The organism is Bradyrhizobium sp. 17, from assembly GCF_023073515.1.
Classification (GTDB): domain Bacteria; phylum Pseudomonadota; class Alphaproteobacteria; order Rhizobiales; family Xanthobacteraceae; genus Bradyrhizobium; species Bradyrhizobium canariense_D.
Genome location: NZ_JADPJQ010000113.1, coordinates 267,781 through 288,694, shown reverse-complemented (window position 1 = coordinate 288,694; position 20,914 = coordinate 267,781). Strand labels below are relative to the sequence as shown.

15 protein-coding genes are annotated in these 20,914 nt (G+C 64.6%); 4 read left to right on the top strand and 11 right to left on the bottom strand.

The genetic code is table 11. The features are described from left to right. Window positions 1–38: 38 nt before the first annotated feature. The 7 genes from IVB13_RS24020 to IVB13_RS23990 all read right to left on the bottom strand — a co-directional run bounded on the left by IVB13_RS24020 (window position 39) and on the right by IVB13_RS23990 (window position 8,409). Window positions 39–1,025: a dipeptide ABC transporter ATP-binding protein gene (locus tag IVB13_RS24020; protein WP_018455964.1), complete on the bottom strand. Its 987-nt coding sequence runs from the start codon at window positions 1,023–1,025 to the stop codon at window positions 39–41. Beyond that, entirely contained in the window at window positions 1,022–2,029 is a 1,008-nt protein-coding gene (locus IVB13_RS24015) for an ABC transporter ATP-binding protein (RefSeq protein WP_018455965.1), read from the bottom strand. The genes IVB13_RS24020 and IVB13_RS24015 overlap by 4 nt, the downstream gene beginning before the upstream one ends. Further along, complete coding sequence (locus IVB13_RS24010) at window positions 2,029–2,922, bottom strand: ABC transporter permease (RefSeq protein ID WP_018455966.1); 894 nt, start codon at window positions 2,920–2,922, stop codon at window positions 2,029–2,031. The genes IVB13_RS24015 and IVB13_RS24010 overlap by 1 nt, the downstream gene beginning before the upstream one ends. A 9-nt stretch (window positions 2,923–2,931) precedes the next feature. After that, window positions 2,932–3,879: an ABC transporter permease gene (locus IVB13_RS24005; protein ID WP_247490743.1), complete on the bottom strand. Its 948-nt coding sequence runs from the start codon at window positions 3,877–3,879 to the stop codon at window positions 2,932–2,934. A gap of 35 nt (window positions 3,880–3,914) precedes the next feature. Then, window positions 3,915–5,513 carry an ABC transporter substrate-binding protein gene (locus IVB13_RS24000; protein WP_085361917.1) on the bottom strand — a complete coding sequence of 533 codons (1,599 nt, stop codon included), beginning with the start codon at window positions 5,511–5,513 and terminating at the stop codon, window positions 3,915–3,917. Window positions 5,514–5,685: 172 nt separating this feature from the next. Then, the gene (locus IVB13_RS23995; protein ID WP_247295941.1) at window positions 5,686–7,236 is read right to left on the bottom strand and encodes an AMP-binding protein; all 1,551 of its coding nucleotides are present in this window, start codon (window positions 7,234–7,236) and stop codon (window positions 5,686–5,688) included. A gap of 18 nt (window positions 7,237–7,254) precedes the next feature. After that, window positions 7,255–8,409 carry an iron-containing alcohol dehydrogenase gene (locus IVB13_RS23990; protein WP_018455970.1) on the bottom strand — a complete coding sequence of 385 codons (1,155 nt, stop codon included), beginning with the start codon at window positions 8,407–8,409 and terminating at the stop codon, window positions 7,255–7,257. Between the two features lie 279 nt (window positions 8,410–8,688). Between IVB13_RS23990 and IVB13_RS23985 the strand changes: the two genes are divergently transcribed. From IVB13_RS23985 to IVB13_RS23975, 3 genes are all read left to right on the top strand, one after another. Then, on the top strand, window positions 8,689–9,894 hold the full coding sequence (locus IVB13_RS23985; protein WP_018455971.1) for an efflux RND transporter periplasmic adaptor subunit: 1,206 nt from the start codon (window positions 8,689–8,691) through the stop codon (window positions 9,892–9,894). Beyond that, window positions 9,891–13,055, top strand: a complete 3,165-nt coding sequence (locus IVB13_RS23980; RefSeq protein WP_018455972.1) for a multidrug efflux RND transporter permease subunit — start codon at window positions 9,891–9,893, stop codon at window positions 13,053–13,055. The genes IVB13_RS23985 and IVB13_RS23980 overlap by 4 nt, the downstream gene beginning before the upstream one ends. A gap of 306 nt (window positions 13,056–13,361) precedes the next feature. Next, window positions 13,362–14,555, top strand: a complete 1,194-nt coding sequence (locus IVB13_RS23975) for an ABC transporter substrate-binding protein (protein ID WP_026233063.1) — start codon at window positions 13,362–13,364, stop codon at window positions 14,553–14,555. A gap of 161 nt (window positions 14,556–14,716) precedes the next feature. On the opposite strand, the gene IVB13_RS23970 is transcribed toward IVB13_RS23975, so the two are convergent. Genes IVB13_RS23970 through IVB13_RS23955 form a run of 4 tightly spaced genes read right to left on the bottom strand, consistent with a single transcriptional unit; the run spans window position 14,717 to window position 19,315 of the window. Beyond that, window positions 14,717–15,103 (bottom strand): MAPEG family protein, encoded by a 387-nt coding sequence (locus tag IVB13_RS23970; protein WP_247490742.1) that lies wholly within the window; start codon window positions 15,101–15,103, stop codon window positions 14,717–14,719. 27 nt (window positions 15,104–15,130) lie between these two features. Then, the gene (locus tag IVB13_RS23965) at window positions 15,131–16,213 is read right to left on the bottom strand and encodes a lipocalin-like domain-containing protein (RefSeq protein ID WP_247295944.1); all 1,083 of its coding nucleotides are present in this window, start codon (window positions 16,211–16,213) and stop codon (window positions 15,131–15,133) included. Then, window positions 16,203–18,665: an ABC transporter permease gene (locus IVB13_RS23960; RefSeq protein ID WP_018455976.1), complete on the bottom strand. Its 2,463-nt coding sequence runs from the start codon at window positions 18,663–18,665 to the stop codon at window positions 16,203–16,205. Before IVB13_RS23960 ends, IVB13_RS23965 begins: the two co-directional genes overlap by 11 nt. Beyond that, window positions 18,662–19,315: an ABC transporter ATP-binding protein gene (locus IVB13_RS23955; RefSeq protein ID WP_018455977.1), complete on the bottom strand. Its 654-nt coding sequence runs from the start codon at window positions 19,313–19,315 to the stop codon at window positions 18,662–18,664. Before IVB13_RS23955 ends, IVB13_RS23960 begins: the two co-directional genes overlap by 4 nt. A gap of 145 nt (window positions 19,316–19,460) precedes the next feature. Between IVB13_RS23955 and IVB13_RS23950 the strand changes: the two genes are divergently transcribed. Next, window positions 19,461–20,831, top strand: a complete 1,371-nt coding sequence (locus tag IVB13_RS23950) for an MFS transporter (RefSeq protein WP_247490740.1) — start codon at window positions 19,461–19,463, stop codon at window positions 20,829–20,831. Window positions 20,832–20,914 lie beyond the last annotated feature (83 nt).

Sequence of the window (20,914 nt, the reverse complement as noted above, 5' to 3'; positions counted from 1 at the left end):
AACTCGTCGCCCCGGCGAAGGCCGGGACGACAGCGGAGCTACTGGCTCCGCCCCGTTCCGCCATTGAGCAAGCACGCCACCTGGTGCCCGTCCCCCGCGTCCACCAACGCCGGTCGTTCCGTCCTGCATCGCTCCATCGCATACCGGCAGCGGGTGTGAAACGCACAGCCCGGCGGCGGATTGACCGGGCTTGGCACGTCGCCGTCGACCAGCGGCACGAGCTTTTTGGCGAGCGGGTTGGCGACCGGTACCGAGGCGAGCAGGGCCTGCGTGTAGGGATGGCGCGGATTGCGGAACAGCTCGTCCTTGTCCGCGATCTCGACGATGCGGCCGAGATACATCACGGCGACGCGGTGACTGATATGGGCGACCACGGCGAGGTCATGCGCGATGAAGAGGTAGGAGAAGCCGTGCTGCCGTTGCAGATCGATCAGGAGATTGATCACCTGCGCCTGGATCGAGACATCGAGCGCGGAGACCGGCTCGTCGCAGACGATCAGGCGGGGCCCGAGCGCCAGCGCGCGGGCGATGCAGATGCGCTGGCGCTGGCCGCCGGAGAATTGATGCGGGAAGTTGCGCATCTGGTCGGGCCGCAAGCCAACCTGCTCGAACAGCTGTGCGGTACGTGCCTCCAGCGCTTTGCCGGTCGCGAGCCCGTGCACGAACAGCGGCTCGCCCACGATGTCTCCGGCAGTCATGCGCGGGTTGAGCGAGGCGAAAGGATCCTGGAATACGATCTGCATCGAACGACGGTGTGGCCGCAGCGCGGACTTGGAGAGATGCGTGATGTCCTCGCCTTCGAGGCGAATCTGGCCCGAGGTCGGCTCGACCAGCCGCAGCACGCTGCGCGCCACCGTCGACTTGCCGCAGCCGGATTCGCCGACAAGGCCCAGCGTCTCCCCGACCCCAACCGAAAACGAGACGCCGTCGACCGCATGCACTGTGCCGATTTGTCGGCGCAACACGCCGGCGCGCACCGGATAGTGCTTCTTGAGTTCGGTGACTTCGAGCAGTGCGTCGGTCATGCCACCTCCGCCACTTCGGCTGCGCGCCAGCAGGCCGCGAGATGGCCGCCGCCCCAATCGATGAGCGGCGGATATTCGGCCTCGCAGCGCTTGATCGCGAGCTTGCAGCGTGGCGCGAACGCGCAACCTTTGGGCAGCCCCACCAGCGACGGCACGGTGCCGGGAATTTCGTTCAACCGTGCCGGCGCGGCAACGCCGGGCGCCGGCACCGCCGGGATCGATGCCATCAATCCGCGCGTGTAGGGGTGCTTTGGCGCGGCGAACAGCGCCTCGACGCTCGCTTCCTCGACCTTGCGTCCCGCATACATCACGATGACGCGTTGCGCGGTCTGCGCGACGACGCCGAGATCATGCGTGATCAGCACGAGCCCGGTGCCGAGCTCTTTCTGAAGGTCTAGGATCAGCGCCAGAATCTGCGCCTGGATGGTGACGTCGAGCGCGGTCGTGGGCTCGTCCGCGATCAGCAGCACCGGCCGGCACGCCAGCGCCATCGCGATCATGGCGCGCTGGCGCATGCCGCCGGACAGCTGATGCGGATATTCCCGCGCGCGCCGAGCCGGCTCGGGGATGCGCACCAGGCGCAGCATCTCGATTGCGATGCCCCGGGCCTCTTTGCTCGACATGTTCCGGTGCAGCCGCACGGTCTCGACGATCTGGTCGCCGATCCGCATCACCGGATTGAGCGAGGTCATCGGCTCCTGGAAGATCATCGAGATGCGGTTGCCCCTGACGGCACGCATCTCTGCTTCGTCCAGCGTCAGAAGGTCGGTGCCTTCGAGCGTGACGGAGCCGCCGACGATGCGGCCGGGTGGATCCGGCACCAGCCGCATCAGCGATAGTGCAGTGACGCTCTTGCCGCAGCCGGATTCGCCGACGATCGCCAGCGTCTCGCCGCGCTTCACCGTGAAGGAAACATCATCGACGGCCTTGAACAGACCGGAGTTGGTGAAGAACACCGTCTTCAGGTTCTTCACCTCGATCACGAGATCGGAGTTCTCAGCCATCAGCCGCGCTGCCGGGGATCGAGGATGTCGCGCAAGGCGTCACCGAACAGATTGGCGCCGAACACCGCGAGGCTGATGGCGATGCCCGGGAAGATCACCAGCCATGGCGCCGTGCGGACATATTCGGCGGCGGATTCAGAGAGCATGCGCCCCCACGACGGGTACGGCTCGGGAATGCCGAGGCCGAGGAAGGAGAGCGAGGCTTCCGTGAGGATAGTCGAGCCGAGCTGGGCCGTCGCAAGCACGATCAGCGGCGCCAGCGTATTCGGCAGCACGTGACGGAGCGCAATGCGTACCTCGCTCATGCCGATCGACTTGGCGGCCTCGATGAATGGCAGCTCGCGCAGCGCCAGCGTGTTGGCGCGGATGACGCGCGAGACGGTCGGGATCAGCGGAATGGCGATCGCAATGATGACGTTCGGCAAGGACGGCCCAAGCGCCGCGGTCATGATCAGGGCCAGCACCAGCAGCGGCAGCGCCTGGAGGACATCGGAGACGCGCTGGAACACGAGATCGACCCAGCCGGAGAGATAGCCGGAGGTGAGGCCGACGATCACGCCGATGCTGCCGCCGAGCGCCGTCGAGCCGATGCCGACCGCGAGCGAGATCCGCGCGCCATGAATGATGCGGCTGAAGACATCGCGGCCGAAGGAATCCGTGCCCATCCAGTGTGCCAGGCTTGGACGCGCCAGTGCCCGAGCGGCATCGATCGTCAGCGGATCGTAACGCGCGATGAAGTCGGCGAAGATCGCGGTGAACACGAACAGGGTCATGATGACGAGCCCGGCCGCGCCCAGCACATGCCGCTGCGCCAAAAACAGCACGCGCCGCCAGCCGACGGTCGCGTGCGCCCCGGCGCGCCTCAGTTCAACGTCATAGTCGATCGCAGCCAACAGGTTCTCCTAATCCGTGTACCGGATACGCGGGTCGAACACCGCGTACAGCATGTCCACGATGAAATTCGCGCTCACCACGACGATGGCAATCAGCATCACCAGGTTCTGCACGATCGGATAATCGCGCCAGCGAATCGCCTCGACCAGGAAGCGCGCGACGCCGGGGATGTTGAACACCGTCTCCGTCACGATGAGGCCGCCGATCAGGAACGCCGCTTCGATGCCAATCACGGTGATGACGGGCAGAATCGCATTCTTCAGCGCATGCTGATAGTTCACAGCGGCGTCCGATGCGCCCTTGGCACGCGCGGTGCGGATATAGTCCTGCCGCAGCACCTCCAGCATCGAGGATCGCGTGATGCGCATGGTCAGTGCCGCGCTGCGGAAGCCGACGGCTGCGGCGGGCACGGCATAGGTCGCAAACGCTTCCAGCCAAGTCGCTGGATTCGGGTTGAAGATCGGCATCTGGTTGAACATCGCCACCGAGGCGGTGAGGATGAGCAGGCCAAGCCAGAACGAAGGCAGCGACAATCCGCTGAGGCTCACCACACGCAATGCGTAGTCGAGCCTCGTTCCCTGCTTCACCGCGCTGATCACGCCAAGGGGGATGCCGATCGAGGTCGAGAACAACAGCGCCAGGCCCGCGAGCCGTGCGGTGATCGGGATCCGTGGCAGGATCTCCTGGAGCGCCGGCTTCTCGGAGACGTAGGAGTAGCCAAAATCGCCGCGCAGGAAGCCGCTGATCCAGTGCCAATATTGCACCACCAGCGGCTGGTCGATGCCGAGCTCCTTCTCCAGATTGGCCTTGTCGGCGGGGTCCACATAGCCCGCGGCGGCGAACAGGATGTCGACGATATTCCCGGGGACGATGCGCAGCAGGAAGAAGATGATGATCGAGATCCCGAACAGGGTCAGGAGCATCAGCAACAGGCGCCGCACCAGATAGGCAAACATGCATCGCCTCCCGTCGAACCCGTCAGCCGCCCGCGCTACTTGTCCATCCAGACGTCCTCGTAGCGATAGCCATTGTAGGAGCTGTTCGACATCACCGTCACGCCCTTGACGTAAGGTTGCCAGCAGCTGCCGGTACGTGCGTGGAAGATGATCGGGCGGGCGACGTCCTCCTGCAGCTTCTTGTCGATGTCCCACACCAGCTTCTTGCGCTTGTTAATGTCGGTCTCCTGGGACTGCACGTCGAACAGCTTTTCGATCTCCTTGTTGCAGTAATTGGTGTAGTTGCGCTCGGAGCCGCAGGAATAGTTCTCGTAGAAGGACTGGTCGGGGTCGTCGACGGCATTGCCGGTCAAATTGAGCCCGAGCATGTAATCCTTCCGCGCGATCTTCGGGAACCAGTTTGCGGTCTCGACCACGTCGAGCTCGCCGTCGATATAGATACTCTTGAGCTGATCGATCAGAATCACCGCAGGATCGCGGTAGACCGGAATGTTGCGGGTCGAGACCTTGACGGCGAGATGCTTATCCGGCCCATAGCCGGCCTTCTGCATCAGCTTTTTCGCTTCCTCACGGTTGGCGTTGATGTCGGGGCCGTAGCCCGGAATGGTCTCGAGCATCTCCTTCGGCATCCCCCACAGCCCATTCGGCGGCGGCAGCAGGGTGCCGCCGATGTCACCCTGGCCCTCGAACAAGATCGAGATGAAGGCCTTTCGGTCGAGCGACAGCGCCATGGCGCGACGGATGTCGATATTGTCGAACGGCGGCGCGGACGAATTGACGATGATGTTGGTGGCGACATTGTTGGGCTCGACCACGCAGACCGCGTTCGGCGCCTGCGATTTGACGTCCTTGAGCAGCGGGATGCTCACCTCGGTCGGGAAGGTCATGTCGAACTTGCCGGCGACGAACGCGAGGATCGCGGTGGAGCGGTTCGGGATGATGGTGAACTCGATGCCGTCGAGATAGGGCCGGCCCTTGCGCCAATAGTCGGGATTGCGGGTCAGCTTGATCGATTCATTGGCCTTGAACTCGACGAACTTGAACGGCCCGGTGCCGATCGGGTGCGTGCGCATGTCGCCGGGCGAGACGTGGCAGGGATAGACCGGCGTGTAGCCCGAGGCGAGCAGCGCCAGCAGCGAAGGCTGTGGCCGCTTCAGATTGAAGGAGACCTCGAGATCGCCGTTGGTGGAGACGTCGTTGACCTGTTCGTACCAGCTCTTGCGCGGGTTCTGCCGGAACTTCTGCTGCGACTTGCCCATCAGCATGTCGAAGGTGCATTTGACGTCCGCCGAGGTGAACGGCTTGCCGTCGTGCCACTTCACGCCCTGGCGTAGCTTGAAGGTCAGCGTCTTGTTGTCGTTGACCCAGGCCCAGCTCTCGGCGAGCTCGGGCACGATGGTGTCCATGCTGTTCTGCGCCACGTCCTGCTTGTAGATGACGAGGTTGTTGAACACCGGCATGAAGGGAACGTTGAGCGAGTAGGTCGCGCCTTCGTGGATCGAGGCATTGCCGGGACTGTCGCGGTGGTACATCCGCAAAATGCCGCCCTGCTTGGGCTCGCTGGCGAGTGCAACGCTCGAAAACGCAAGCAAAGATAGCGCCGCCGTCGCGGCGAGCGCCCGTACGCTCCGCATCCTCGTCCTCCCTGGACATCGGCCTTTTGCGGCCTGTTTGTCCCGACGATAGCGGCGCGTGCGCGGTGAGGCAACCGTCAAGGTCCGCTACTCTCTCGGCAATTCGGACGACGGAAGGCCGCAGGGGTGTCTCTCACGATGAGAGGGAAGTTTCTCCGGCGACAGCGGCCCTTCACACAATCCTTGACGCCTTGTTCCCCCAATACCGGTCCCGAAGCAGCCGCTTGTACAGCTTCCCCGTCGGCAGCCGCGGCAACTCCTTCTCGAAATCGACCGAGCGCGGCACCTTTTGCCGCGACAGCGACGCCCCGCAGAACGCGATCAGCTCCTCGGCGAGCGCCTCGCCCGGCACGGCCCCGGGCATCGGCTGCACCACCGCCTTCACCTCTTCGCCGAGATCGGAATTGGGCACGCCGAACACCGCGGCGTCCGCAACCTTCGGATGGGTGATCAACAGATTCTCGCACTCCTGCGGATAAATGTTCACGCCGCCGGAGATGATCATGAAGGTCGCGCGGTCCGTTAGATAAAGGAAACGATCCTCGTCGACATAGCCGACGTCGCCGACCGTGCTCATGCTGCCGTCGGCCGAGCGCGCTTCCCTGGTCTTCTCCGGGTCGTTGAAATATTCGAATGGCGAGGCCGTCTTGAACCAGACCTGACCCGGCGTGCCGGTCGGGCATGGCTTCATGTTTTCGTCGAGAATGTGGAGATCGCCGAGCAGGACCTTGCCGACGGTGCCGCGATGGGCGAGCCATTCCGCGCTGTCGCAGGCGGTGAAGCCAAGGCCTTCGGTCGCGCCGTAGTACTCGTGGATGATCGGTCCCCACCATTTGATCATGTCGTCCTTGACCAGGGCGGGGCAGGGCGCGGCGGCATGGATCGCGATCTCGAGCGACGACAGGTCGTAGCGCGTGCGCACCTCCTCCGGCAGCTTGAGCATGCGCGAGAACATCGTCGGCACCAACTGGGTGTGAGTGATACCCCACCGCTCGACGAGCTGGAGGTAACGCTCGGGATCGAAATTCTCCATGATGATCGCGGTGCCGCCCATGCGGATCGTGAGGTTCACGGCGGCCTGCGGCGCCGAATGATAGAGCGGCGCCGGCGACAGGTAGATCATGCCCTCGCGGTAGTGCCAAAGCTTTGTCAGGAAATCGAACAACGGCAGATTGTGTTTCGGCGGCTCCTCCGGAAGCGGCCGCAGAATCCCTTTTGGCCGTCCCGTCGTGCCCGATGAATACAGCATGGCGGTGCCGAGCCATTCATCCGGGATCGGCGTCTTCGGCAGGTCGGCGGTTACCTCAGTGAGGCCGACGATGCGCTCGCTCTCGCCCGGGCCGTCGGCGACGATGCACAGCTTGATGTCGGGGCAGACCTTGATCGCCTCGCGGGCGATATCGAGCTTCGCAACCGACGTGATCAGGATTTTCGACTGGCTGTTGACCAGGAGATAGGCGAACTCGCCCGGCGTCAGGAACGAGTTGATGCAGGTGTAGTAGAGGCCGGAGCGCTCGCCCGCGCCGCAGGCTTCGAGGTAGCGGGAATTGTTCTCCATGAAGATCGAGTAGTGGTCGAGCCGCTTCAGGCCATACTTGCGGAACAGGTGCGCCAGCCGATTGCTGCGCGCATCGAGCTCGCGATAGGTGACGGCCTCGCCGGTCGTCGCCATGATGAAGGCGGGCTGGAGTGGGCGCAGGCGGGCATGCTGACCTGGGTACATCAGTCCTCCGGCTTTGGATCATGCGGCAAGAAGCAGGATTTCGCGCACTTGAGCGGGGCTGTCGATCTTGCGCGGGTTGCGCGGGATCCAGTTCGTGCGCATCGCAGCGTCCGCGATGGCGTCGAAATGCTCCGGCGAGACGCGCACATCGGCGAGGCTGCGCGGCATGCCGAGCGAGCGGATGAAGGCATCGAGCACATCGGCTGCCGCGTGGCCGGGAAAGCCCATTGCGGCCGCGACGATCATCTGGCGCTCGGCATTGTCGCGCGCATTCCAGCGCATCACGGCCGGCAGCATGACGCAGGAGGTGTAGCCATGCGGTACGTCGAAGGCTGCGCCCAGCACGTAACCGATGCCGTGGCTCGCGCCCATCGGCACGCCAGCGGCGAGCGCGCCCATCGACAGCCAGGTGCCGATCTGCGCATCCATTCGCGCGTCGAGGTCAGCAGGGTCAGCCTTCACCCGTGGCAGCGCGTCGGCGAGCATGGCGAGGCCCTTCACCGATTGCGCGTCGGCATAGGGGTGCGTCTCGCGCGAGCAGATCGCCTCGACGCAATGATCGATGGCGCGGATGCCGGTCGAGAGGAATAGCCATTCCGGCGTGTGCACGGTGATGGCGGGATCGAGGATGGTCGCGCGCGGAACGCTGAGCGGATGCCGTAGCATCTGTTTCACATGGGCGGTGCGGTCGGTGACGCCTGCGATCGAGCTGAACTCGCCGCCGGCGATCGTGGTCGGCACGCTGATCTGACGCACGGTCGGCGCCGTCATCTCGGGCGCGACGCCCTTGTGCACGCGGATACGCTCGATGCCGTCGACATCGTCGATGCCGTTGGCGAGGCAGAGCTGCACCGCCTTGGCGCCGTCGGTGATCGAGCCGCCGCCCACGGTGACGATCAGGTCGGCGCCCGCTTCGCGCGCCGCATTGGTGGCGGCGATCACCGCCTCGCGCGGGGTGTGCGCCGGCATGGCATCGAAGACGCCCGCGCAATTTGTGCCCAGGGCTTGTTTGATCTTGGCGATTTCGTCGGTCTGCCGGTTGAGCGTGCCCGAGACCATCAGGAAGGCGCGGCGCGTCCCCAGCCGGTCCATCTGGGCGACCACGGCCTCGGCCGCGGGGTGGCCGAACACGACTTCCTCGATGGCGCCGTAAACGACACGTCCCTGGTGCACGCCTGTCCTCCCCGGACAATTCGTCTTGTTTTATGAGGAGCAATCTAGCCGAGCCGGCTCCGCCCGTCATGTGCGAAGACGCTAACGCACTCTCCGCTTGCTCTCCCGGCTTACGGGGAGAGGCCAACAAGCCCTGTCAACCCGTCATCCGGCCAGGGCATTCCTCCGAGCATTGCCTGCGCTTTGGTCTTGAAGAGTTCATCATTGCCACCCATCTTGTGGCGCCCGCGGGTACAGGCGTACCCTGCTTTTTCCGCGGCTTTGATGCGAGGACCTGGGATGACTGGACCGGACGGAAGCGAGCAATTTGTCAAAACGCACGATTTCGTTTCGCCTCGGCCTTACGCCATCGTCGGCCTTCTCGCCGCGGCGTTCGTGCTCACCGGTTGCGGCCAGCCGGCCTCGCAAGCGAGCGCTCCCCCGCCGGCGCCGGTAACCGTCGCCCAACCGGTCAAGCGCACCGTCACCGATTGGGACGAGTTCACCGGCCGCTTCGAGGCGATGGAGGAGGTGCAGGTCCGCCCGCGCGTCGGCGGGTTCGTCAACTCTGTCGAATTCCAGGATGGCGCCATCGTGCGTCAGGGCGATCTGCTCTACGTCATCGACCCACGTCCGTTCGAGGCGGTGGCCACGCAGGCCGAGGGGCAGCTTTCCGATGCCCGTGCCAAGGTGGAGCTTGCAAAGCGGGAGCTCGATCGCGGTTTGAGCCTGGTGCAGACCAGCGCCGTCTCCGAGCAGGTGGTCGATCAGCGCCGTCAGGCCTTGCAGGCTGCGCACGCTGCCGAAACACAGGCCGAGGGTGCGCTCAAAGTCGCCAAGCTCAATATCGAATTCACGCATGTGACGGCGCCGCTGACCGGCCGCGTCAGCCGCCACCTTGTCAGCCCTGGCAATCTCGTGCAGGGCAGCGATACCGGAACGTCGACGCTGCTCACCTCGATCGTGACGCTCGACCCGATCTATATCTATTTCGACATGGATGAGGCGACCTTCATCAAATACAGCAAGCTGTGGTTCGAAGGCCGCCGCCCGAGTTCGCGCGATACGGCGAACCCGGTGCAGGTGACGCTCGCCGGCGAGACGAAACCATCCCGTGAAGGCAGCATCAATTTCCTCGACAACCGCCTCGATGTCTCCACCGGCACGCTGCGCAGCCGCGCCGTGGTCAAGAACACCGATCTTTCGATCCTGCCCGGTCAGTTCGGGCGTATCAGACTGATCGGCAGCGCGCCCTATGAAGCGCTGCTGATCCCCGACGTTGCGGTCGCAACTGACCAGTCCCGCAAGATCGTGTTCGTGGTCAAGCCGGACGACACCGTCGAGGCGCGTCCCGTGACGCTCGGACCGCTCGACGAGGGCCTGCGCGTGATCCGCGAGGGATTGAAGGCGGACGACCGCGTCATCGTCAACGGCATCCAGCGCGCCCGCGTCGGTGCCAAGGTCGCACCGCAGACGGCACCAGCGCCCGCCGGTGGCAAATCATGAATCTTGGCCGTCTCTCCATCAACCAGCCCATCCTGGCGATGGTGCTGTCGATCGTGCTGCTGATCGTCGGCGCGCTGGCCTATACCACGCTGCCGGTCTCCGAATATCCGCAAGTGGTGCCGCCGACCGTCGTCGTCACCACGCAATATCCCGGCGCCTCCGCGCAGACCGTGTCCGACACGGTTGCCGCACCCATCGAGCAGGAGATCAACGGCGTCGAGGACATGCTGTATCTCTACAGCCAGGCGACCTCGAACGGCCAGCTCACCATCACCGTCACTTTCAAGCTCGGCACCGATCTCGACAAAGCCCAGGTGCTGGTGCAGAACCGCGTTGCGATCGCGCAGCCGCGTTTGCCTGAAGAGGTTCAGCGCAACGGCGTCACCACGCGCAAGAACTCGCCCGACATCCTGATGGTCGTGTTCATGCTGTCGCCCGACGACACGTTCGACCAGCTCTACATCTCCAACTATGCGCTGCTCCAGGTCCGCGATCAGCTGCTGCGGATCGACGGCGTCGGCGACATCCAGATCTTCGGCGCGCGCGATTATTCGATGCGGCTATGGCTCGATCCTGACCGGATCGCCAATCTCGGCCTGACCGCAACCGAGGTGCTCGCCGCGATCCGCGCGCAGAACGTGCAGATCGCGGGCGGCCAGATCGCCGAACCGCCGATCGCCGACCGCGCCTTCCAGCCGAACCTCACCTTCACCGGGCGATTGAAAGACCAGAAGCAGTTCGAGGACATCCTGATCAAGGCCGGCTCCGACGGCCGCACGGTGCGCCTGCGCGACGTCGCCCGTATCGAGCTTGGTGCTCTCGCCTACTCCACCAACAGCTTCCTGCTGCGCAAATCGGCGGTCGCCATGCTGGTGACGCAGCGGCCGGGATCGAACGCGCTCGCGACCGCGAAGAACATTTCGGACACCATGACGAAGCTGAAGGAGACCTTTCCGAAAGGCCTCGACTTCAATATCGGCTACAACCCGACCGAGTTCATCGCGCAGTCCGTCCACGAGCTGATCAAGACCATCTACGAGGCCATGTTGCTCGTGGTCGTCGTCGTGCTGGTGTTCCTGCAGGGATGGCGTCCCGCGATCATTCCGATCATCGCGATTCCGGTTTCGCTGGTCGGCACCTTCGCGGTGATGGCGGCGCTCGGCTTCTCGATCAACAATCTCACGCTGTTCGGGCTCGTTCTCGCCGTCGGTATCGTGGTCGACGACGCCATCGTGGTGGTCGAGAATGTCGAGCGGCATCTCGAGCATGGCATGAGCCGGCGCGATGCCGCGCTGAAGACCATGGAGGAGGTCGGCGGCGCATTGGTGTCGATCGCGCTGGTGCTGTGCGCGGTGTTCGTCCCGACCGCATTTCTGGGCGGAATTTCGGGTCAGTTCTTCCAGCAATTCGCCGTCACCATTGCGGTCGCGACCGCAATCTCCTGCTTCTGCTCGTTGACGCTATCGCCGGCGCTGGCCTCGCTTCTCCTCGTCCCCCACGAGGAGAAACGGCCGCCCGCGCGCTGGAATCTTGTTGCACGCGGCTGGAACGCTTTCACTGGCGTGTTTAACCGCGTGTTCGACCGTCTCGCGCATGGCTACGCCGGCCTCGCCAATTTCGTGATCCGGCATTCGGCGGTGATGATCCTGATCTACGTCGTGCTGATCGGCAGCGCCGGCTGGCTGATCGCCACCACGTCGCAAGGCTTTATTCCGGCGCAGGACCGCGGCTACGTCATCATCTCCGTGCAATTGCCGGGCGCCGCTTCGCTGGCGCGCACCACCGAGGTCGTGCGCGAGATCGAGCGGATCGCGCTGGATACGCCGGGTATCATCCGCGTGGCCGCTTTCGCCGGCTTCTCCGGCGCGACGCGGACGCAGGCCGGCAACGCGGCGGCGCTCTTCCCAGTGTTCGACGAGCCCGAGGCGCGGATCAAGAAAGGATTGTCTGCGAACGCCATCACGGTCGAGCTGCGCAAACGCTTGGCCGCGATTCAGGGTGCCTTCATCATCGTGATTCCGCCGCCGGCCGTGCCCGGCATCGGCACCGGTGGCGGCTTCACCATCCGCATCCAGGACCGCCAGGGCCGTGGGCCGGAGATGCTCGCCGCGGCTACTGACGAGCTTGTCGCCGCGGCGCGCAAATCGCCCTCGCTGCTCGCTCCCTCCGTGTTCTCGCCGTTCTCGGCCAATACGCCGCAGCTCTTCGTCGACATCGACCGCACCAAGGCGCAGAAGCTCGGCGTTCCCATCGCCGGCATCAACGACACGATCCAGACCTATTTCGGATCGACTTATGTCAACGACTTCAACCTGTTCGGCCGCACCTACCACGTCACCGCGCAGGCCGACTTCCCGTTCCGGAAAGAGCCGAGCGATCTCTCGCGGTTGCGCACGCGCAACGCCTCCGGCGACATGGTGATGCTCGGCAGCGTGGTCGAGTTCAAGGACGTTTCCGGCCCTGACCGCGTCGCGCGCTACAATCTCTACGCGGCCTCCGAGCTGCAGGGCGAGCCGGCGCCGGGCACCAGCTCGACCACCGCGCTCAACGCGATCAAGAAGCTCGCCGACGACACCCTCCCGAGTGGCTTCAGCTTCGAGTGGACCGATCTGTCCTACCAGCAGATCACGGGCGGCAATGCGGGTCTCTACGTATTCCCGATCTGCGTGCTGTTCGTCTATCTGGTGCTTGCCGCGCAATACGGCAGCTGGACCCTGCCGTTCGCGGTGATCCTGATCGTGCCGATGTGCCTGTTGGCGGCCACCATCGGCGTGCGCATCATGGGGCAGGACGTCAACATCCTCACCCAGATCGGTTTCGTCGTGCTGGTGGGGCTGGCGGCAAAGAACGCGATCCTGATCGTCGAGTTCGCGCGCGACATCGAGAAAGAAGGCAAGCCGCGGCTGGAGGCCGTGATCGACGCCTGCCGCCTGCGCCTGCGGCCGATCCTGATGACGTCCTTCGCCTTCATCCTCGGCGTCTTGCCGCTGGTGATCTCGTCCGGCTCGGGCTCGGAGATGCGGCAAGCCGTCGGCGTCGCCGTGTTCTTCGGCATGATCGGTGTCACCCTGTTTGGGCTTCTGTTCACGCCGATCTTCTATGTGGTGGTGCGGAACCTGGCCGAGGGGAAGAACGAGGGGAAGCCGAAGGCGGTGGGCTGATAAGTATCAAATGGCGCGCCACCGACCCTTCAATATTCACGCTGTCGTCCCGGCGAAGGCCGGGACCCATAACCCTCGAACGTGGTTTAGTGAAGATTCGTCGTTCGGTACTCCTACCGACCGCAACCGAGGGATTCCGCGGTATGGGTCCCGGCCCCCGTGCGCAATTGCGTACTAGGCCGGGACGACGCCGTTTGCTTGGCACGCCCTTCATACTAACGACCAACATGCAATGGATGGGCACCGCCGGGGTTCTTCACTAGTATCCGCGCGATTTCAAAACAGAAAACTGCTGGGAGCTAACAGATGAAATCAGCACTTTTGGCCGCTGTCGCAATTTCGGCTTTGCTGCTGGCCGCGCCGGCCTCTGCGCAAGGCGTCAAGATCGGCATCCTCAACGACCAGTCCGGCGTCTACGCCGATTACGGCGGCAAATGGTCGGTCGAGGCCGCCCGGATGGCGATCGAGGATTTCGGCGGCGAGGTGCTGGGCCAGAAGGTGGAGCTCGTCACCGCCGACCACCAGAACAAGCCGGATCTCGCGACCTCGATCGCGCGCCGCTGGTACGATGTCGAGAACGTCGACATGATCACGGAGCTGACGACCTCATCGGTCGCGCTCGCGATCCACGAGCTTTCCAAGGAAAAGAAGAAGATCGACATCGTCGTCGGCGCTGCGACCTCGCGCCTCACCGGCGATGCCTGCCAGCCCTATGGCTTCCACTGGGCTTATGACACCCGCGCGCTCGGTGTCGGCACCGGCGGCTCGCTGACCAAGGCCGGCGGCGACAGCTGGTTCTTCCTCACCGCGGACTACGCCTTCGGCTACGCGCTGGAGAAGGACACCAGCGAGATCGTCACCGCCAATGGCGGCAAGGTGCTCGGTTCGGTGCGCGTGCCGCTCAACTCCTCGGACTTCTCCTCCTTCCTGCTCCAGGCGCAGAGCTCGAAGGCGAAGATCGTCGGCCTTGCCAATGCCGGCCTCGACACCACCAATTCGATCAAGCAGGCGTCCGAGTTCGGCATCGTCTCCGGTGGCCAGAAGCTCGCGGGCCTCTTGATGACGCTCGCCGAAGTGAACGGCCTCGGCTTGCAGGCCGCGCAAGGCCTGGTGCTGACCGAGGGCTATTACTGGGACATCAACGACCGCACGCGCCATCTCGGCGAACGCTTTCTCAAGCGCACCGGCCGGATGCCGAACATGATCCAGGCCGGCACCTATTCGGCGACGCTGAGCTATCTCAAGGCGGTCAAGGCCGCCGGGTCCAAGGATCCGGATGCGGTCGCCAAGAAGCTGAAGGAGCTGCCGGTCGACGACGACTTCGCGCAAGGCGGCAAGGTGCTCGAGAACGGCCGCATGGTCCACGACATGTATCTGTTCGAGGTCAAGAAGCCCGCGGAATCGAAGAAGCCCTGGGACTATTACAAGCAGCTCGCGGTCGTTCCCGGCGAGAAGGCGTTCTTCACTGCCAAGGAGAGCGGCTGCCCGCTGACGAAGTGAGGATCTCTATGTCGTCCTGGCGAAAGCCAGGACCCATTACCCCGACAGCCGCTTGTTGAAACAAGCTGTCGCCGCCATCGTGCCCATAACCGTGTCCTGTGGTTATGGGTCCAGGCCTCCGCCAGGACGACGGCGGGGCAAGTGGCCGTATGTCGGCTGCCTCACACCAGTCGCAGCACCGCCGCCCCCAGCGCCCCCGCCCACAGCGCAATGGCCGCGATACCCTGAATAAAAAATCCCGGGCCGCGTTTTGCGGCGGCCTTCGAATAGCCGATGAAGTAAACGATGCGGCCGACGATCCAGACCGCGCCGATCGCCGCTGCGCCGGAATCGCCGATGTAAATCGCGAAAAGCCAGAGCGACGGCAGGAAGATCGGCATCCATTCCAGCGTGTTCATCTGGATCCGGAACGCGCGCTCGAAATCCGGATGGCCCGACATTGCCGGCACCTTGACGCCGGTTTTGGTGCGCGAGCGCGACACGTTGATGGAGGTGAAGAAGTAGAACAGGATCGCCAGCAGCGTGACGAGGGCGGTGAGGTGATGCATCGCTAGTCCCTTCGAAGAGGTCCCGGTTCAATACCCGGTCAGCTCGAGATAGCCAACGCCGTCATGCGTACCGGCAAAGCTGATCGGCCCTTCCCAATAGGAAAAACCGGTCCCCATCCACGCCTGTGGATTGAGCGGCTTGCACTGGATCGAGAACGACCGCGAGGGGATCGCGATCTGCCATTCCACCGGGAGCTTGTGTCCCGCGACCTCAGCCGTCGCTTTCGGCATCATCTGGATGTCGTCGCCCGCGATCATCTGCGTCTCGCCCATCGCGCTGATCCAGTTGCCGAACGGATAATCTTTGCCGTCCTTCTGCCGGAGCCGGTACAGCATCAGCTTGTCACCGGATGACAGGTGCAGCGACAGCCAGTCCCAGCCGGTCTGGTCGGCATCGAGTGGCTGGCTGCTCCATTCGCGGTCCATCCAGGCCTGGCCGGAAACATCGACCGTCCTATCGTCGATGGTGAGCGTGCCGCGGGCGCGATAGAACGGCTGGCTGTAATAATAGGAGGCCTGACCGCGCTCCGATTTACGGCTGTAGCCGCCGGCGCCCTGCAACACCACCGGACGATCGGCCTCGAGCGTCAGCACGTAACTGAAGTCGGCGCCCGAGGCCTTCAGCGTCAGCGGCGCTAAAGCGCGATCTTCGGTGCGCTCGGATCCGTTCATCTCCCAATCGTCGATCCAGGCCGAGAACGGTTTCGCCGTGACTCCGGCCTGTCCCACACCACCGCGGGAAAACAGCTCGTTGAAGCGGTGGGTGTCGGCGCGCGTTACCGCGGCATGCGCCATCCACACCTGTTGATTGGCCCAGCCTTCGCCCTGCGGCCCCGGCTGCGTCGCCTGTCGGAACAGCGTCCATTGCAGGCTGCAAGCCGCGCCGCTGGCATCGACGAGGTTCGCCGTGAGATACCACCATTCGATGCGAAACTCCGGATGCGGCCCGTGATCGTCCGGAAAGGCGAACGTCTTCCCCGGCGTGACCTTGGCAAAGCCGTCGGCTGTCTCGCCGAGCCCGGCATAGCCTTGCGCGCCTGCGCGGCGGACTGCCGCGAGCGCGGCGATGCCGCCGGCGAAGGTGCGCCGCGAAATCCCATCAGCGCTCATTGGCAAACACCTTGACGAGGCTCGCCGGCTGCATCCGGGCAAGTCGGATCATCGGCGGCAGGGTGGCAAGCAACGAGGCGAACAGCGCGACTGCCACCAGCTCGACCAGTTGCAACGGAAATACATGGAACGGCAGCCGCCAGCCGAACGCTTTCACATTGACGATCGCGATCAGGCACCACGCCACCAGCAGCCCGAGCGGCACCGCCAGCAGAGACGTGAACAGCGCGACCGACAGCGTCTTGGTCAATTCGATCGCGGCAAGGCGTGGCCGCGTGATACCGATCGCCCAGAGCGGCGCAAGCTGCGGCAGGCGCGAGTTCGCCAGTGTGAGAAGGCTGGTCAGAAGCGCGATCCCGGCGACGCCGAGGGTGAAGGCGTTCAGCGCCGAGGTCACCGCAAAGGTCCGGTTGAAGATGCGGATCGATTCCGCCTTCACCGTCGCCTGGTCGGCGACGCTGCGGTCGTCCAGCGCAAACTGCTTCTGCAGCGCCGCGATCAGACCGGGGATATTCTCCTTCGCGACGATGAGACCGATGCGCGTCTGCGGCGTCTGCGGAAAATGCCGGATCAGCGCCGCGACATTCACCGCCAGCTGTCCCTTGGGGTTGCCGTAGTCGGCATAGATGCCGACGATGTCGAGCTCCCAGGTCCCGCCCGGCGCCGGGACGTCAACGACGTCACCGACGCGGACGTTGAGGCGGCGGCTCAGCTGCTCGCTGATGAAAGCGGCATTGCCGGGTATGAGTTGTGTCCAGGCACCGGGTGCGGCTTCGAGCAGCGGCCAGCGCTCGCGATAGAGCGCGTGATCGGGCAGGCCGAGCAGTTCCACCGGCTGGCCCTGCACCTGCGCCTCGGCACGTCCGCCCGACAGGATCGCCTGGACATCGCTGCGCTCCTTCAGCCAGTTGCGGATCGCGACGCCTTTCGCATTGTCGGAGGCGCTGATGTAGACGTCGGCTGCGAGCCGCCCGTTGAGCCAGCCGATGAAGGTGCGGCTGAACGTTTCCACCATGGTGGACACCCCGACATTGACGGCGAGCGCGAGCAGCAGCGCCATCAGCGCCAGCGACAATCCCGAGAGCTGCTGCCGGCTGTCCGCCCAGAACCACAGCGCGAGCGGTTTTCGCGCGAAACGCTGCCCGGTTTGCAGGATGATGTCGAGGAAGGCCGGCAAGATCAACGCCGCGCCGAGCATCAGCGCTGCCAGCACGCCAAAGCCCGCGATCAGCGATTGCCCGTACTGGAGCAGCAACAGCGCGACGGCGAACACGGCGCAGGCAGCCCCGCTCTGCAGGATCAGCCAACGGCTCTGCCTCTGTTGCCAGGCGCGCGGCTGCGCGGTCGCCAGCACCGGCATCCTGACAGCCTTGATCAGGCTGGTCGCCGCGGCAACAAGCGCGCCCACAATGCTGATGCCGATCCCGGCGAGCCACCATTCGGGACGCAAGCTGAGCTGCCCCGGGATTTGCGCGCCGTAGAGCCCTCGCAGGGATGCTGCGACGTCGGGCAAGAGCGCGGCTGCAATGAAATAGCCGCAGGCGAGCCCGATCAGGCCTGCGACCAGCGACAGCGCCACGAGCTCGACCACCAGCACGGTGTTGACCAGTCGTGCCGAGGCACCGCAGGCCCGCAGCGTGCGCAGCATCGGCAGCCGCTGCTCGAAGGCGAGGCCGACGGCTGAATTGACGATGAAAAGACCGACGAAGAACGACAGCAGGCCGAACGCGGTGAGGTTGAGGTGAAAGCTGTCGGTGAGACGCTCCAGCTCGGTCTCCGCATCCGGCTCAACCCGCTGTAAGCGGTCGCCGACGACGCTCGCTAAGGGCGCGGGCTTGCCCTTGGGCTTGCCGATCAGAAGCCGCGAGATCTGGTCCGGCTTGTTCAGCAGCCGCTGCGCCACGCCGATATCGACCACGAGCACGTCGGGCACGAGCTGCGGCAGCACGCGCAGCGGCGGCAGTATTGCGCCGTTGCTGATCGGCGGCGCTGCGCCTTCCCGCTCCTGCAAGTCGGTCAACGTTTCCTTTGCCACCAGCGTCTGGCCCGGCGGCGCCACGAAGCTGCTCAGATCGGCGGCGCCGAGGCGCGGTGCGTTGCCGACATCGACCGGTAGCGTCACCGGCTCGATGCCGAGCAGCCGGACCGAGCGCCCGTTGACCTGGACCCGTCCCTCCAGCATCGGCGAGACCGGCCAGCCGGCGCGGCGCAGCTTGACGAACAGCTCCTGCGGAAAAGTCGCGGCATCAGGCGCGACCAGCATCGGCGTGCGCGCGCCGCCGAAGGTTGCCGCGGCGCGGTCATAGGCGCTGCGGGCCTGCTGGTTGATCGCCTGCACGCCGCTCCACAGCGCAGTCGCCGCGATCAGCCCGATCAGGAGCGTCGCGAACTGCATCTTGTGGCGCCGCCAATGGCTGAGCAGCACGGCGAGGACCCAGAGCGCGCGCCTCATGCGATCCGCCCGGCATGCAGGTTGACGTGGCGATCGAGTGCGGCGGCCAGATGCAGGCTGTGCGTCACCATCAGAAAGCCGCAGCCGGTGCGCGTGACGAGGTCGCGCGTCAAGGCCAGCACGTCCTCGGCGGTGGCCTCGTCGAGATTGCCGGTCGGCTCGTCCGCCAGCAGCAACGACGGCTTCGTCGCCAGGGCCCGGCCAATCGCGACCCGTTGCTGCTGTCCGCCCGACAATTGTTCTGGATAACGCTTGAGCAGGCCGCCAAGCCCGAGACGCTCGATCAGCTCCTTGTACCAAGCCTCGTCGTACCGGCCGGCGATCCGTGCCTGAAACACCAGATTATCCCCGACCGACAGACTCGGGATCAGATTGTATTGTTGAAACACCAGGCCGATCCGGTCGCGCCGCAGGCCCGCGCGTCCCGCATCGGACAATTTGGTGACCTCCGTGTCTTCCAGTCGGATCGTGCCGCCATCGGCGGCATCGAGCCCTGCGATCAGGTGCAGCAGTGTGCTCTTGCCGCTGCCGGACTCGCCGGTCAGTGCGACGCGTTCGCCGGCCTTGAGATCGAGATCGACGCCGCGCAGGACATGGACCGGCTCACCGGCCGAAGAGAACGTCTTGGAGAGGTTTCGGATGCTCAGCACGATGAATGGCGCCGGACGGAATTAGCGGAATTGCTGCGTAGCACACTTGCTGCGGAAATGCCGGGTTGCGTTGGTATTGAAGCCGTTGTTAGCTCCTAAGAGGACCACATCAAAAAAGTGCCAAAAAGGGACGACGGGGAGAACGATGAGCGCTCAGGCAACGCAGCCCGCGGCGGGCAAGATGACGGGGATGTCCAAGGAAACGTCGAAGGAAACGCAAAAGCAAACGCAACAGCAAACGCCAAAGGGCGCCTGGACCGTTACATTTCTCCTGTTTCTTTTCATGCTGGTGAACTTCGCCGACAAGATCGTCGTCGGTCTCGCGGGCGTTCCGATCATGACCGAGCTGAAGCTCGAGCCCGAGCAGTTCGGTTTGCTCGGCTCGTCGTTCTTCTTCCTGTTCTCGATCTCGGCGATCGTGGTGGGCTTCATCGTCAACAAGGTACCGACCCGCTGGGTGCTGTTGACGCTCGCGGTGATCTGGGCGCTGACGCAGTTTCCGATGGTCGGCACCGTCTCTTTCACCACACTCCTGATCTGCCGCATCGTGCTCGGCGCCGGCGAAGGCCCGGCGGCCTCGGTGGCGATGCACGCAGTCTACAAATGGTTCCCCGACGAGAAGCGCACGATGCCGACCGCAATCCTGTCGCAAGGTTCGGCCTTTGGCGTGATCCTGGCGGTCCCGGCGCTGAACTGGATCATCGTCAATCATTCCTGGCACTATGCGTTCGGTGCGCTTGGAATCGTCGGCCTGATCTGGGTCGCCGCCTGGCTCGCACTCGGCAAGGAAGGCCCGCTGGACACCCACGCATCGGCCGTGATCGAACCGAAAATACCCTATCTCCAGCTTCTGACATCGCGCACTTTCATCGGCTGTGTGACCGCGACCTTCGGCGCCTATTGGGCGCTGTCGCTCGGGCTCACCTGGTTCACGCCCTTCATCGTCAAGGGCCTCGGCTTCTCGCAGTCTCAGGCGGGCTTCGTCTCGATCCTGCCCTGGGTGTTCGGGGCGACCATCGTCATTCTCACGGGCTGGATCTCGCAGGTGATGCTGGCACGCGGCTACACGTCGCGGATCTCCCGCGGCGTGCTCGGCTCTGTGCCGCTGATCGTCGGCGGCCTGATCCTCGCGATGATGCCGCACGTCCAAGGTGCCGGCCTCCAGATCGCCCTGCTCGTGGTCGGCTCCGGCCTGTGCGGCGCGATCTACGTCGTCTGCCCGCCCATGCTCGGCGAGTTCACGCCGACGTCGCAGCGCGGCGCGGTTCTCGCGATCTACGGTGCGCTCTATACGCTTTCCGGCATCATCGCGCCGCTCGTGATGGGCAGCGTAATCCAGCGCGCCGGCAGCATGCTCGACGGCTACATGACCGGCTTCACCATCAACGCCGCGATCATGGTCGGCTCCGGTGCGCTCGGGCTGCTCCTGCTCTGGCCCAACACGGAAAAGGCCAGGCTGACCGGTGGAGCTGCTCCGCAGGCAGCGCCGCTGAATAGCGCGGTGTCGCCGACGTAAGGGGCCACTTCAGCCAACCCAATCACAACTGTCATCCCGGCGAAGGCCGGGATCCATAACCACGATTTTTAGTTTGGCGAAGA